Source organism: Pseudofulvibacter geojedonensis (assembly GCF_042675745.1).
Classification (GTDB): domain Bacteria; phylum Bacteroidota; class Bacteroidia; order Flavobacteriales; family Flavobacteriaceae; genus Pseudofulvibacter; species Pseudofulvibacter geojedonensis.
The window spans coordinates 274538-289269 of sequence record NZ_JBHTJM010000010.1 but is presented as its reverse complement, the minus strand read 5'-3'; the positions used below and the strand labels follow the sequence as shown (position 1 = coordinate 289269).

Genomic DNA, 14732 nt, shown 5'->3' with positions numbered 1-14732 from the left:
ATTTGTCCTAATAATCAAGTTTTTCAGACTACTTACAATAACATATAATATCGAAATTTGCATAAAAAAGACATGAAAAGCCTAAAAACATTATTCAAACTAAAATGTCCTAAATGCACCAAAGGTGATGTTTTTGAAAACCATAAAATATTTAGGTATAGTAAAATGCATACTTATTGCCCAAACTGCAACTATAATAATATGATAGAACCTGGCTTTTTTTACGGAGCTATGTATGTAAGCTATATATTGATGGTAGCAGAAAGTATGGCAACGTTTTTAATTTGTCAAGTATTTTTTGACCAAAACTTTGATTTAAGAATTTTTCCTTTTGTTGTCGGTATACTCTTAATTCTTTCTCCATACAACTACAAACTTTCTAGAGCCATTTGGATTTTTATGTTCTATAAGAAAAAATTACCTAACAAAAACTAACTCATTTTTATCTAAGTTGGAATGTTCATCAGAAAAAGAATAACCCTCGTAATTAAATCCTTTTAAATCTTCTACAGAACTAGCATTTGTATCTACAATATAGCGTACCATTAGTCCTCTTGCCTTTTTAGCAAAAAATGAAATCACCTTCAATTTATCGTTCTTCCAATCTTTAAAAACTGGAGTAATAACATCTGTTTTTAAAGCTTTAACGTCTACCGCAGAAAAATATTCGTTACTAGCTAAATTCACAAACAACTCTCCTTCTTTTAATTCTTCGTTTAGTTTTTGAGTTACTTGCTTTTTCCAAAAGCTATGTAAGTTAGGAGATTTACCAACAGGAAACTTTGTTCCCATTTCCAATCTATAAGGTTGCATTAAATCTAATGGTTTTAACAAACCGTATAAACCAGAAAGAATTCGTAATGTATCTTGAAGCTGTTCTAATTTCCCTTCTTCTATAGTATATGCATCTAAACCATTGTATACATCTCCATTAAAAGCATACACTGCAGGTCTTGCATTATCAGGAGTAAAAGGCAAGTTCCAGTCTTGATTACGCTGCCAATTTAACTCACCCAATTTATCTGAAATTTTCATGAGTTTAGATAGGCTTTTAGGTGACTTTTTCTTTAACAGTTTATTTAAACGTTCTGCCTCTTTTAAGAAACAAGCTTCCGAATATTGACTGGTTGGCAATTCTGATTCGTAATTTAACGACTTAGCTGGTGATACTACTATTTTCATAAAATATTATTTCTACTTCAAATTTAGAAAAAGACATAAAAAAAGATGTACAAAAAGCACATCTTTTATTTATAAAGCTATAAAGAGTTCTTATAAATCTTGATGTTTAGCATAAGCTCGCCACTTTTCAAAACAAGCCTCCATATCTTCAGGAATATCAGAACTAAAGCTCATTTTCTTTCCAGTTGTAGGATGCACAAAACCTAATGTTTTAGCGTGTAATGCCTGCCTAGGTAATATTTTAAAACAATTTTCTACAAATTGTTTGTATTTAGTAAAAGTAGTTCCTTTCAATATTTTCTCTCCCCCATAGCGTTCATCATTAAATAAAGTGTGACCAATATGCTTCATATGAACACGTATTTGGTGAGTTCTACCTGTTTCTAACTCACATTGAACCAAAGTAACATATCCAAAACGTTCTATTACTTTGTAATGGGTTATTGCTGGTTTACCTTTATCTGCTTCATCATCTAAATAAACGGTATTCTGTAAACGATTTTTTGGATGCCTGCCAATATTACCTTCTATAGTCCCTTCATCTTCTTCTACATTCCCCCATACCAGTGCGTAATACAAACGCTCTGAAGTTTTATCGAAAAATTGTTTTGCCAAATGCGTCATTGCTTCTTCTGTTTTAGCAATCACTAGCAATCCACTTGTATCTTTATCTATTCTATGCACCAAACCTGGTCTGTCATCTGCATTTTTAGGCAGGTTTTCGAAATGATATATTAAGGCATTAATTAAGGTTCCAGAATAATTTCCATGACCAGGATGCACCACCATACCCGCTGGTTTGTTCACTACTAATAAATCATCATCTTCATAAACAATATCCAAAGGAATATCTTCTCCCACCAACAAATTTTCGTAAGGCGGATGAGCAAATAACACTTTTACAACATCATTTCCTTTCACCTTATAGTTTTGCTTTACCGGTTTATCGTTTACATAAATATTACCGTCTTTGGCAGCTTGTTGTATTTTATTTCGAGTAGCATTTTCAATAAAATTCATTAAAAACTTATCCACTCTCAAGGGCTCTTGTCCTTTAGTTGCAGTAAATGAATAGTGCTCGTATAAGCCGTCTTCTTGCTGTTCTACTTTATCATTAATTACTTTCGCCATTCTCGTTTCCTCCTTCTTGTTTTGGCTTATCACCATAATCTAACTTACCATCACCTAAAACTAAATCTATAACTGATGTATACGGCAACTTTTCTCCTGCTTCTACCTTTTTACCTTTATACTCTAAATACAAAACAGCATCTTTAGCAAAATGAGGTTTATAAGCAATTTCTCCTATTTTAAAACCCATTGCAGTTAAAGAAGTTACTGCCTGCCTTTTAGTTTTATTTTCTAAACTAGGTAAAGGAATCTTTCTATATTCAGATTTATTAATACTTAAATATATTTTACGTCCCGCTTTAACTTTAGCACCGGGTCTTGGTGTATGCTCAACTATCCCCTCTTTAGGGTACTTTGGATTGTAATCTTTATACTCAACATCATCGGCCAACACAAGACCTCTTTCTTCTAGCATTTTTTTAGCTATATCTAATTTCTTACCAACTAGGTTAGGTACTTCTTTAAACTCATCGTGATTTGTTGTAGCCGCCATCCACTTAGTAAAAGCAAAAAACAACAATAGAAAAATCACTGAAGCAATAACTAATTGCCTTAAGAACACTTTACTAAAAAGAAACTTAATAAGACTCATATTTTTTTATTAGAAGACAAATATAATAATAGTATTTTTGTTGAAGCTAATTAAAAGTCTGTAAGAATTTAAACTTTATAAAAATGTCTAAAAACATTGCCATTTTAATGGGGGGATATTCTAGCGAATATCAAATATCAATTAACTCTGGAAACGTTGTTTACAATGCCATAAAAGAACATTACAATTGTTATAGAGCTTTAATTTTAAAAGAAAAATGGGTATGTTTAGACGAACATGAAAATGAATTTTTAATTGACAAATCGGACTTTTCTATAACAATTAACAAAACCAAAATAACATTTGATTGCGCCTTTAACACCATTCACGGAACTCCTGGAGAAGATGGACACATACAAGGCTATTTATCACTTTTAGGTATACCACAAACAAGTTGTAATTTGTATCAATCTGCTCTTACCTTTAATAAAAGAGATTTATTATCTGTTTTAAAACCATACGGAATAGATATGGCCACCTCTATTTATTATAATAAAGGACAAGAAATTAACACTCGTAAAATTATTGACACTGTAGGTCTACCTTGTTTTGTTAAAGCAAATAGAGCTGGTTCTAGCTTTGGAGTTACTAAAGTTTATAAAGAAGAAGATATAAAAGCTGCAATAGATATTTCTTTAAATGAAGACAGCGAAGTATTAATTGAATCTTTTTTAAATGGTACCGAAGTATCTGTAGGGGTAATTACATATAAAGGAAAAGTAACGGTTCTTCCTATTACAGAAATAGTTTCCGAAACCGATTTTTTTGATTATCAAGCGAAATATGAAGGAAAATCACAAGAAATTACTCCAGCTAGAATTACTCAAAAACAAGCTCAAGAAGTAAGTAAAATAGCTAAGTACATATATGAAACTTTAAATATGAGTGGTTTTTCTAGATCTGATTTTATTTTTCACAACGGAAAACCTCATTTCATCGAAATGAATACAACTCCTGGATTATCTAAAGAAAGTATTTTACCTCAGCAGGCCAAAGAAGCAGGTATTTCTTTAGTTGAATTATTTAGTAATAGCATTGATGAAGCTTTAAAATAATTAAAGATTTACATGTTTTGATTGCTGATTGCAGAACTATTAAGTAACTTTACATAAACAAAAAGACTCCTAATTTTCTAGAGGAATAAATATGAAAAAAGCAGTTTTCCCAGGTTCTTTTGACCCTGTAACATTAGGTCATGTAGACATTATTTCTAGAGCTTTACCTCTTTTAGATGAGTTAATTATTGCTATTGGAGTAAATGATTCTAAAAAATACATGTTTTCTTTAGAAGAGCGTATTCAGTTTATAAAAGATGCTTTTAAAGATGAACCAAAAATTAAAGTAGAAACGTATAAAGGGTTAACCATAGATTACTGCAAAGAAGTTAATGCCGATTATATGCTAAGAGGACTGCGTAATCCTGCCGATTTTGAGTTTGAAAAAGCTATCGCTCAAACTAACAGAAAACTTTCTGGACTAGATACTTTATTTTTGCTAACCAGTGCAGACACCTCTTTTATTAGCTCTAGTATTGTTAGAGATGTTTTACGCAATGGTGGAGATTATACTGTTTTAGTTCCCGATAGCGTTAGGGTTAAATAATTTATACCTCTTATATACATTATAGTTTCTTTTTAATTTACATATTTGTAAAACCTAAAACTCGAACTCTAAAAAAGAGATATCTTTATAAAAAATAATATTTTACATTTGATTACGTTATCATAAAAAACTAACTCACTTTTAACCTATTTAAACATGAAGTTGGTTTTTACTTTTCTTACACTTATTCCATTTTTTATTTTTGGTCAGAACGACTTACCAAAGAGAGAGGCTTTTGAACTTAATTTACCTTTAGGTAACGGAAAGTTTTATCAGTATAAAGTTCCACAATCTAATTACTTTGTTTATAAAACAGATTTACAAATATACCCTACAGAAGAAATTTTTATAGAGATTGAACTTAACGGTTCTAGAATAATCTCTATGAAAACAGTTAAAGAAAAGCTCAATCCATCTAAAACCCTTATCGTTAGTTTTAATCAAGAAACCAAAAACGGGAAAAGTAATATTATGGTTTTAAAAGTTCACAATCCTTTTCCTTTAACATTAAACTATTCAACACTTATTCATTCTTCTGATTCAAAAAAATGGAAATTGCACAAGCCCTATAAAGTAAGTCCATTAAGCAATAGCTATGAAATGTTTAACACACCATTAGTAACTATAGTTTTAAAAAACTGGAAATTTCAATAAAAACTTTTAATTTGGCAATTCATCTATATTCTCTGTTTGAAAAAAAGGTATAAATACAGTTTAACACTATTAGTTCTTTTTGTTTTAGGAACGTGGTATGGTTGTCATCATATATTTCCTTACGCTATTATTAAACCATATAAAGCCATTAATAATATTCAAGCACAAGATTTTAACTTAAAAACTTCTGAACTGAATGTTATAACAAAAGATAGTTTATCCCTAAAAGGTTTATTTATTCAAACTCCATTACCAGAAAAAGGAATTATTATTTTAGTTCATGGTATTGGCAGCTGTAAAGAGCATCAATTTCCGTTAGCTGAAAAATTATCTAATCAAGGATATAGTTCTTATGTTTTTGACGGAAGAGCACATGGAAAAAGCGAAGGTGAATATTGCACTTTTGGTTTTTATGAAAAACAAGATATCTCATCCATCGTAACCTTATTAAAAAACAACAATCCAAATACACCCATTGGTATTTGGGGACATTCATTAGGAGGTGCTATTGCTATTCAGAGTTTAGCGATAGATAAACGTATCGAATTTGGTATTATTGAAAGTACTTTCACAGATGTAAACCAAGTGGTTTTCGATTATAAAAAGCGTATCTTAAAAGGTATTGGCATTCGTTGGCTATCAAATTATATATTAGAGAATGCCGCAAAAATTGCTCAATTTTCTCCAGAGAAAACAAAACCTATCAATGATGTACGTAATATTAGTCAGCCTATTTTATTTACTCACGGAGATGCTGATGATAGAATATCTATTCAATATGGAAAAGACTTATTTAATAATTGCTCTTCAAAAACCAAAAACTTTATTACTGTTCCTGAAGCTGGTCATAACACCTTACATTACATAGGCGGTAAGAAATACTTTCACAAAGTTTTCTCTTTTTTACAAAAAAACACGACAAAAGAACATTAGTCTAGTTGATTACTTCCTTTCATCTAAGAAAAACACCTATTAGACTAAAAACTTTTAATTATCATTCAAGATATACGCTTTTATTACTACCTTATAGTATATTTAAAACCTGAATTATTAGTCGCAAAAAAAACAGTAAATATGCCCCAAAAAATCTTTTACTTCTTTTTATTGCTAAGCTGTCTTGGGTATTCCCAAACAGTATCTGTAGATGATAGTACATATAATGCTACAGACTTAGCAAACTTACTACTTAACGGATCCTGTATAGATCCTGAAAATGCTGCGTATTCTTCTGCGCAATCTGTAGCTTACTTTAACAATAATAATGGTACTTTCCCTTTATCAGAGGGTATAATTATCCGATCGGGTATTGCAGCTCATACAGCTGGTATGTACACAGACACCAATTTAAGCAGCTCTATCAACAATGTGAATGACCCGGATTTAGATGCCATTGCTGATGCTGTTTCTGGACAAAATGGTACTATTACCGATACTGCTTTTTTACAGTTTGATTTTACACCTATATCAAGTGATTTTAATTTTAATTTCATCTTTGCATCTAACGAATACGGTCAGTGGCAATGCGGATTTAGCGATGTTTTTGCTTTTTTAATAACAGACTTAAACACTAACACCACCACTAATTTAGCTGTTATACCCGGCACTACAACTCCTGTTACTGTTACTACCGTTCGTGATAATGCACACAATAATGGTTGTACTTCAGAAAATGCTAACTTATTCGACACTTATAATGTAAACAACCCTGCCGCATCTACAATTAATATGAGAGGTTACACTACTACTATGAGTGCTTCCTCTTCTTTAATACCAGGCAACCCATATAGAATTAGATTGGCTATTGGTGACTTTAATAATCAAGATTTTGATTCAGCTGTTTTTATTGATTCAGGTTCTTTTACCACAAGTATAGATCTAGGAAACGATCAACAACTTTGTGATGGAGATCAATTAATTATAACAACAGGGCTAGACGAAAACGAATACACACATGTATGGACAGAAAATGGTAATCCATCTACAGAAACTTCTAATACGTTAACAATTACATCAGCAGGAACTTATGCCGTATCTGCCACCAAAAACAACACCAATTGCATCATTCAAGATGAGATTATAATAACTGACTTGAGCTACAACACTCCGTCAGATTTATTTAATTGTGATACAGGCGCCTCTTCATATTCATTCAATCTAACTCAAAACGATTTAACTTCTTTAGGGTTAGACCCCGCTATTTACGAAATTGAATATTATAATAACTCTACAAACACTTATCCAGGAAACCCAATCCCTGTCAACCAGGTTACCAACTATTCTAACAACGGTAACCCTGAAGAAATTATTATAAAAATTAAAAATATCAACAATAACAATTATTGTAATGCTAATTTAACTTTTGATTTATTATTAAGTGATGCCCCAGATGCCAATGACAATCCTGACGACATTGAACTTTGTGATGGAGTAACTGGTCTAATAGATTTAACTACTCAAAACAATCAAATATTAAATGGATTAGCACCTGCAGGCCATAATGTAATTTACTTTACATCTCAAACTGATGCTCAGAACAATCAAAACACTATAGGTAATTCTATAGACAGTACTTCTATAAACGGATCTATTACTATATGGGTACGAGTAGAAAACGCTAATAACACTTCTTGTTTTGACATCACTTCTTTTGATATTATAATAAATCCACTACCATCGGTAACCGAACAACCAGATGTAGTTGTTTGTAGCCAGTATACTCTTCCAGATAACCTACAAGCTAATGAATCATATTACAATGCTTCAGGAGGTCCTAATGGTGGAGGACAACAACTCAACCCAAACGATATAATCGATGTTGGAGGAACTTATTACGTTTACATTATTGATGATAATGGATGTGAAAATGAAAGTGATTTTTTAGTTCATATCATAGAAGATTATACTATTCCAATAAATTATTGTGACCAAATGGTAATTCCTCCTCCATTAGAAGGAGTTGATAGCAACTTTTACACAGAAGCATCTCAAGGAGGCACTTTAATTCCTGAAGGTACAGTTATTAGTATTAATCAAAATGGAGATTTAGAATACCAAGGACTTGGCATAACAGTTTCAGGAAACACAGATACTATTTATTATTACGCAGAAATAAATGGCGTATTTTGTGTAGAAATTCCTTTTCCTATTAGCATTTTTGCTAGCCCTCCGGTTGACGAGCCTGAAGATGTAACTACATGCTTAAGTTACACCTTACCTGCTTTAACTAATGGTACGTATAGTGGGTATAATGCGGGAGACAATATTACTAGCTCTCAAACTATTACTATAACCAACACTGAAGATAACAACACTACCAATTTAGCTGGAGATCCAATAATACATACTTGTACAAGTACGAGTAGTTTTGTTGTCACAATTATTAACAACCCTCCTAACTTAACGGAGTGTGGCTCATACACCTTACCTGATTTAGAAGTTGGAGAATATTACTTTGAAGCCAATGGGCAGGGAATCGTAATACCTCAAGGAACGACCATTAATTTAAATGAAAATGGTGATTTGGTCTTTGAAGGAATAAACATTACTATTACTGGCAACACAGACGATATTTACGTTTTTGCTCCCGATACAGAAAATACAGTTAATTGTACCACAAATATGTTTTTTACATTAACTATAAACCCTATCCCTCCTGTAGATACTAGTGATAACATAGTGAGATGTACTACAGATTCTTACACATTACCTACTCTAACAAATGGTAATTACTATACTGAAGCTAGCGGACAAGGAACCCTAATTCCTCAAGGTACTATAATTTCTCTTAACAATACTAGTGGAGACTTAGAATATAGTAATGGTTTAGGTACATTAAACCCAGGTACAGGAAATATAAACACTATACATATTTATAATCAAGTTAATGGATGTGATAGTCCCCCTAGTTCTTTTACAGTAGAAATAAGACCTCTACCAGCAATAGACAACTTAGCAGATGTTTACCAATGCGACCCTTATACTTTGGTTTCTTTAACAAATGGTAATTATTACACCGAGCCTAATGGCCAGGGAGACATAGTTCAAGCAGGAGAAGTAATAACAGAAATAACTACTTTATATATATTTAATGAATGGAATGATTTAGCTGGTTGTACAAATGAGACTACTCTAACTATAAATGTTTTAGGCGTAAATGTAGGTACTATAGAAGATGTTAATGAATGTGATAGCTATACACTTCCTCCTTTATCAATAGGTAGTTATTATTCACAACAGCAAACTTTTCCTCCTAACCCTGCAGATGAGATTGCAACTGGCACCACTTTTACTATCAACTCTCCAGCACCAAATCCAGTTTATGTATACGCATACAACGAAGACAGAGTAGTTTGTGAAAGTCAAACCTCATTTACCATAACCTTAACAGAGACTCCTAACTTACCAAGTTTTTCCAATGAAACTGTTTGTGGTAGTTACACATTACCATCCCTTGACAATTCTAGCTATAATGCTAGTTACTTTAGTCAAGCTAACGGAACATCTCCTATAACCAATAACACCATAATTAATTCTAGTAACGAAATAGAAACACACACAATCTATGTGTACGCTACTGCTTTTGGAAACACCAATTGTTCTGACGAAGAATCTTTTACTGTAACCATTCATCCTCTGCAAGACTTAGAGGTCCAAGGAGGAATTATTTGTGTTGATCCAGTTACTGGAATTGCAGCACCTGGAGATGAGTTGATTTTATCTTCTAATTTAAGTCCTGCCGAATATACTGTTAATTGGTATTTAAATGGTAATCTTGTTCACACTGGAGCAAATTACAGTGCTAATGAAGCAGGCACTTACACTGTAGAACCAATAAGAATAACACCTGACTCTCCTCCAGATTGTGGCTACAATACTACTACAGTAGATGTAGATCACTCTAGTGTAGCTATTGTTAACCCAGAAACCGATGTAATCATTTCTGATTACTTTGAAGATAATTCAATGGTAACAATAAATATCTCAGGAGGCTTTGGAGAGTATATTTATCAATTAGATAATGAACAGCCACAGATTAGCAATGTATTTACTAATATCCCTTCTGGAGATCATACTATTTATGTTATAGATACTAAAAATGGGTGCGGAACAACACCTGTAGATATTACAGTGGTTAATTACCCTAAATTCTTTTCACCAAACAATGACGGTGCCAATGACTACTGGAACATATGGGATTTATCTAGCCAACCAGATGCAGAGATATTTATATTTGACAGGTTTGGTAAGTTTCTTAAACAAATAAAACCTTCTGGTCCAGGATGGGATGGAACCTATAACGGAGCTCCTCATTTTTCTGATGACTATTGGTTTTTAGTAAAATACTTAAATAGACAAGGAGAAGAACGAGAGTTTAGAGCTCATTTTTCTCTTAAGAGATAATCAAAAAAGGCTAGTATATTTACTAGCCTTTTTTGATGTCGAGAATATTTTTTTTAGATAAAATCTCCTTTTGCCATTACATGGTATCGAGGATCATCTATACTATCTTCTATGGCATTCATTAATTTAGGAGACGCTTTTACCATTAAGTTTTTACAGTCTTCAGACAAATGTTTCATTTTAACTTGTTTTCCTGCTTTTTCATACTTCTCAACCAAATTAAACAAAGCTTCAAGTGCTGAATGATCTGATATACGAGACTCTAAAAAATCTATTTCTACTTTTTCAGGATCATTTTTAATATCAAACTTCTCATTAAAAGCCTGAATACTTCCAAAAAACAATGGACCATATATTTCATAAACTTTTGTTCCATCTTCTTTCACTTTTTTTCTAGCCCTAATCTTCTTGGCATTTTCCCAGGCAAATACCAAGGCTGAAATAATCACTCCAATAAATACAGCAATAGCCAAATCTACAAATACAGTTACTACAGACACAATAATTAATACTGCTGCATCAGACTTTGGTATTTTCTTTAATATCCTAAAACTAGACCAAGCGAAAGTTTCAATTACCATCATAAACATGACTCCCACTAGAGCAGCTATAGGAACCATTTCTATATACTTATCTGCAAAAAGTATGAACGATAATAGCGTAAGTGCCATCATAATACCAGATAATCGACCTCTACCACCACTATTAATATTAATAACTGTCTGGCCTATCATTCCACATCCTCCAGTTCCACCAAATAGCCCACTAACTATATTCCCAGCTCCTTGAGCTACACACTCTCTATTTCCATTACCTCTAGTCTCTGTTAATTCATCAACCAGATTCATAGTCATTAAGGTTTCTATCAAACCAACAGAAGCCGCTAAAAAAGCAAAAGGCAATATGAACATAAATGTATCCACATTAATTGGTAAGTTTTGCCACAACTCTAAATTAGGAGTTGGGAATTCACCTTTTAAACCAGTTCCTCCTCCTTCTACGATATACGATCCAACTGTGCTCACATCTAAACCTCCAAATACCACTATCAATGTTGTTATCAAAATTGCTGTTAAAGCAGCTGGCACTTTTTTTGTTAACTTAGGTAAGCCCCAAATAATCGCCATTGTTAGCAACACCAAACCAATCATCATATACAACTCGGTTCCTTCCATATAATAACTAACATACTTCTTCACTCCTTCTGTAGTAACCTCTAACTTTTTATGGGTAAACATTTTTACTTGAGCAATAAAAATGACTATCGATAATCCGTTAACAAACCCCATCATTACTGGGTGAGGTATTAAGCGAACAAACTTTCCTAGCTTAAAAACACCTGCTAATACTTGAATAATTCCCATTAAAATAACACAGGCCATTAAATAAAAGAACCCCATATTTTCAACTGGCTGATCAAACAACATTCCTTTAGTATGCCCGTCTGCAATCATAGACACAAAAATAACTGCTACGGCTCCTGCTGCACCAGAGATTAAACCTGGTCTCCCTCCAAATATTGCGGTTATCAAACCTATCATAAATGCACCCGACAAAGCCATTAACGGATTAATTTGAGCCACAAAAGCAAAAGCTACCACTTCTGGAATCATAGCCAAGGAAACAGTCATTCCAGCTAAAACATCGTTTTTAATTGTTTTCGAGTGTTTACGTATTAATGCATTCATTATAAAAAGTATTAGTTACCAAGCAGTTAACCACCTGTATCTTTTAAGCCTGCAAAAGTACGGTTATTTACAAACTAAACAATAATAATAAGTTAACAACTCTATTTTTTTAAGTATGTTTGGTACTTAAGATTTTTTTATGAAGAAACTCCTGCTATTATTATTCATTATTCTTTTGGCTTGTCAGCAACCAATAGAAGAAAATTCAAGCTATGATTTTAAAACTACTTTTGAAAAAAGTAATGGAACTGAAACGGCTACGTATAATGAAATCATTACCTTCTACAAAGAATTAGCAAAAAAACATTCTACAATATCTATTGATAGTATTGGTAAAACTGATAGTGGTAGACCTTTACACTACATAACCTATCAGCCAAACAACAATACTAAAAACACAATCCTTATCAATAATGGCATTCATCCTGGTGAATCTGACGGAATAGATGCAACAATGATGCTTTTTAGAGATTTTGCCCAAGGAAAAATTGAATCTCCTGAAAAAACTAAAATAGTTACTATACCTGTTTACAATGTCGGCGGTTGTTTAAACAGAAATACCGGAACTAGAACCAATCAGAATGGTCCTAAAGAATATGGTTTTAGAGGAAATGCAAGAAACTATGACCTGAATAGAGACTTTATAAAATCTGACACTAAAAACGCTAAAGCTTTTGCAAAGTTATTTCATAGACTTAAACCTGATGTTTTTATAGACAATCATGTTAGTAATGGCGCAGATTATCAATACACCCTTACTCACTTATTTACGCAACACAATAAACTAAATGGACCTCTAGGTGAGTTTTTAAATAAAACTATGATGCCTGAGGTTGAAAAATCTCTAGCTAAAAAAAACATAGACATTACTCCATACGTAAATGTTTGGGGAACTACTCCAGAAAGTGGTTGGTCTCAGTTTATGGACTACCCAAGATATTCTACTGGTTATACAACACTATTTGATTGTTTAGGATTAATGGTAGAAACTCATATGCTTAAACCGTATAAAGATAGAGTTCTTCAAACCTATGAACTTAATAAGTCTGTTATAGAATTTACTAATCAGTTTTCAAAAGAAATAACAGAACAACAGTTTAGACAATATAACTTTCTAGACAAGGTAAACCGTTATGCTATTGATTGGGAAATAGATTCTACCAAAATAACTCAACTCAATTTTAAAGGTTACGAAGCTAGCTACCCTACAAGCAAAATAACTGGTAAAAAACGATTGTTATATAACAGAAAGAAACCCTATACTAAAACCGTTAGTTATTACAATAATTTCAAGCCTAAGAATTCAGTTTATATTCCTAAAAGCTATGTAATCCCTCATAGTTGGAGTAATGTAATTGAATTGCTAAACATTAATCATATTGCTCTAACTCCAATCAAAAAAGATACTATTATTACTGTAACTTCGTATAAAATAGATGCTTACCAAACTCGTCAATCTCCTTACGAAGGACATTATCAACATTACAACACCACGGTTAAATCATCTAAAGAAAATATTCAATTTAGAAAAGGAGATTTTATAGTTCAACTCACACCCGAAAACTTGCGTTACTTAATTGAAACCTTAGAGCCCGAAGCACCCGATTCTTTTTTTAACTGGAACTTTTTCGATACTATTCTTCAACAAAAAGAACATTTTTCTGCTTATGTTTTTGAAGACAAAGCTGTAGAAATTTTAAATAATGATTTAGATTTAAAAAAAAAATTTGAGAATAGAAAACGTACTGACTCAAGCTTTTCTAACAACCCTTACGCACAATTAGATTGGATACATAAGCATAGTAATCATTACGAAACGAATCATATGCAATATCCTATTTACAGAATTGAATAAAATTACAAACTATCTAGATAAGCTTTAGTTAGCAACTTTACATTGGCATAAGAATTATCAAGTGCTTCTTGAGCTTCTCCGTTGGTTTTCCACACCGCTTTGGTAATTCCTTCTTCCAGTTGAGGAGCTAGTTGACCATTAAAGTCTGTACTCATTAAATACCAATAGGTTACTTTTAATTTATACTGCCCTTTACTTTTGTATATATGATACGTTTCTTGTAAAAAACGTTCTATCGATAAATTCTCTACACCTGTTTCTTCCTCAACTTCTCTCAAAGAGGTTGTTTCTATATTTTCACCTCCTTCTGCTCTACCTTTTGGTAAATCCCATTTTTTGTTTCTTTCAATAAATAACAATTCTCCTTTGGTATTCTTTACCAATCCTCCACCCGCATTAATATAACCTAGGCGTTTTTTAAACATTGGCAATAGTTTTTCTGCATCTGGATGATATAAGTAGGCTTCACTTAAATCATTTCGTTGTAGTTTTCTAATAACATACTCTAAATCAACACTTTTTAAAAGAAACATTTTAAAATTTTTTTCTTTTAAAACTGTATTTGTTAAAATGATGGGCCTATCATTAACAAAAATTTTATACATGTTATTGAGTTATAAAAGTTAGA

The 14732-nt window shown here is 32.2% G+C and carries 12 protein-coding genes; 7 read left to right on the top strand and 5 right to left on the bottom strand.

Annotation, left to right across the window (positions count from 1 at the left end; translation table 11 throughout):
- Window positions 1-72 precede the first annotated feature (72 nt).
- Complete coding sequence (locus ACFQ1O_RS13265; RefSeq protein ID WP_377716671.1) at window positions 73-435, top strand: DUF983 domain-containing protein; 363 nt, start codon at window positions 73-75, stop codon at window positions 433-435.
- Here ACFQ1O_RS13265 and yaaA read toward each other — a convergent pair.
- The 3 genes from yaaA to ACFQ1O_RS13250 form a co-directional block, all read right to left on the bottom strand.
- Entirely contained in the window at window positions 418-1182 is a 765-nt protein-coding gene (gene yaaA / locus ACFQ1O_RS13260; protein WP_377716669.1) for a peroxide stress protein YaaA, read from the bottom strand. The genes ACFQ1O_RS13265 and yaaA overlap by 18 nt on opposite strands.
- A 90-nt stretch (window positions 1183-1272) precedes the next feature.
- Window positions 1273-2313, bottom strand: a complete 1041-nt coding sequence (locus ACFQ1O_RS13255; protein ID WP_377716667.1) for an RluA family pseudouridine synthase — start codon at window positions 2311-2313, stop codon at window positions 1273-1275.
- Entirely contained in the window at window positions 2297-2905 is a 609-nt protein-coding gene (locus tag ACFQ1O_RS13250) for a PASTA domain-containing protein (protein ID WP_377716665.1), read from the bottom strand. The genes ACFQ1O_RS13255 and ACFQ1O_RS13250 overlap by 17 nt, the downstream gene beginning before the upstream one ends.
- Window positions 2906-2988: 83 nt before the next feature.
- Between ACFQ1O_RS13250 and ACFQ1O_RS13245 the strand changes: the two genes are divergently transcribed.
- From ACFQ1O_RS13245 to ACFQ1O_RS13225, 5 genes are all read left to right on the top strand, one after another.
- Window positions 2989-3960: a D-alanine--D-alanine ligase gene (locus ACFQ1O_RS13245; RefSeq protein WP_377716663.1), complete on the top strand. Its 972-nt coding sequence runs from the start codon at window positions 2989-2991 to the stop codon at window positions 3958-3960.
- Window positions 3961-4051: 91 nt separating this feature from the next.
- Window positions 4052-4507 carry a pantetheine-phosphate adenylyltransferase gene (coaD, locus tag ACFQ1O_RS13240; RefSeq protein ID WP_377716661.1) on the top strand — a complete coding sequence of 152 codons (456 nt, stop codon included), beginning with the start codon at window positions 4052-4054 and terminating at the stop codon, window positions 4505-4507.
- A 156-nt stretch (window positions 4508-4663) separates the two neighbouring features.
- Entirely contained in the window at window positions 4664-5161 is a 498-nt protein-coding gene (locus tag ACFQ1O_RS13235) for a hypothetical protein (protein WP_377716659.1), read from the top strand.
- A 36-nt stretch (window positions 5162-5197) separates the two neighbouring features.
- Window positions 5198-6094 carry an alpha/beta hydrolase gene (locus ACFQ1O_RS13230; protein ID WP_377716657.1) on the top strand — a complete coding sequence of 299 codons (897 nt, stop codon included), beginning with the start codon at window positions 5198-5200 and terminating at the stop codon, window positions 6092-6094.
- 141 nt (window positions 6095-6235) lie between these two features.
- On the top strand, window positions 6236-10561 hold the full coding sequence (locus tag ACFQ1O_RS13225; RefSeq protein WP_377716655.1) for a T9SS type B sorting domain-containing protein: 4326 nt from the start codon (window positions 6236-6238) through the stop codon (window positions 10559-10561).
- A gap of 53 nt (window positions 10562-10614) precedes the next feature.
- Here ACFQ1O_RS13225 and ACFQ1O_RS13220 read toward each other — a convergent pair whose 3' ends face one another.
- Window positions 10615-12249: a SulP family inorganic anion transporter gene (locus ACFQ1O_RS13220; RefSeq protein ID WP_377716653.1), complete on the bottom strand. Its 1635-nt coding sequence runs from the start codon at window positions 12247-12249 to the stop codon at window positions 10615-10617.
- A 139-nt stretch (window positions 12250-12388) separates the two neighbouring features.
- Between ACFQ1O_RS13220 and ACFQ1O_RS13215 the strand changes: the two genes are divergently transcribed.
- Complete coding sequence (locus ACFQ1O_RS13215; RefSeq protein WP_377716651.1) at window positions 12389-14104, top strand: M14 family metallopeptidase; 1716 nt, start codon at window positions 12389-12391, stop codon at window positions 14102-14104.
- Between the two features lie 2 nt (window positions 14105-14106).
- On the opposite strand, the gene ACFQ1O_RS13210 is transcribed toward ACFQ1O_RS13215, so the two are convergent.
- A complete protein-coding gene (locus ACFQ1O_RS13210) occupies window positions 14107-14709 on the bottom strand; it encodes an NUDIX hydrolase (protein WP_377716649.1) in 603 nt (200 codons plus the stop codon).
- Between the last annotated feature and the right edge of the window lie 23 nt (window positions 14710-14732).

What these genes read in the sequence shown, in the direction of transcription:
- ACFQ1O_RS13265 (WP_377716671.1), top strand. Translation starts at nt 73, where the DNA reads ATGAAAAGCCTAAAAACATTATTCAAACTAAAATGTCCTAAATGCACC.
- yaaA (WP_377716669.1), bottom strand. Translation starts at nt 1,182, where the DNA reads ATGAAAATAGTAGTATCACCAGCTAAGTCGTTAAATTACGAATCAGAA.
- ACFQ1O_RS13255 (WP_377716667.1), bottom strand. Translation starts at nt 2,313, where the DNA reads ATGGCGAAAGTAATTAATGATAAAGTAGAACAGCAAGAAGACGGCTTA.
- ACFQ1O_RS13250 (WP_377716665.1), bottom strand. Translation starts at nt 2,905, where the DNA reads ATGAGTCTTATTAAGTTTCTTTTTAGTAAAGTGTTCTTAAGGCAATTA.
- ACFQ1O_RS13245 (WP_377716663.1), top strand. Translation starts at nt 2,989, where the DNA reads ATGTCTAAAAACATTGCCATTTTAATGGGGGGATATTCTAGCGAATAT.
- coaD (WP_377716661.1), top strand. Translation starts at nt 4,052, where the DNA reads ATGAAAAAAGCAGTTTTCCCAGGTTCTTTTGACCCTGTAACATTAGGT.
- ACFQ1O_RS13235 (WP_377716659.1), top strand. Translation starts at nt 4,664, where the DNA reads ATGAAGTTGGTTTTTACTTTTCTTACACTTATTCCATTTTTTATTTTT.
- ACFQ1O_RS13225 (WP_377716655.1), top strand. Translation starts at nt 6,236, where the DNA reads ATGCCCCAAAAAATCTTTTACTTCTTTTTATTGCTAAGCTGTCTTGGG.
- ACFQ1O_RS13220 (WP_377716653.1), bottom strand. Translation starts at nt 12,249, where the DNA reads ATGAATGCATTAATACGTAAACACTCGAAAACAATTAAAAACGATGTT.
- ACFQ1O_RS13215 (WP_377716651.1), top strand. Translation starts at nt 12,389, where the DNA reads ATGAAGAAACTCCTGCTATTATTATTCATTATTCTTTTGGCTTGTCAG.
- ACFQ1O_RS13210 (WP_377716649.1), bottom strand. Translation starts at nt 14,709, where the DNA reads ATGTATAAAATTTTTGTTAATGATAGGCCCATCATTTTAACAAATACA.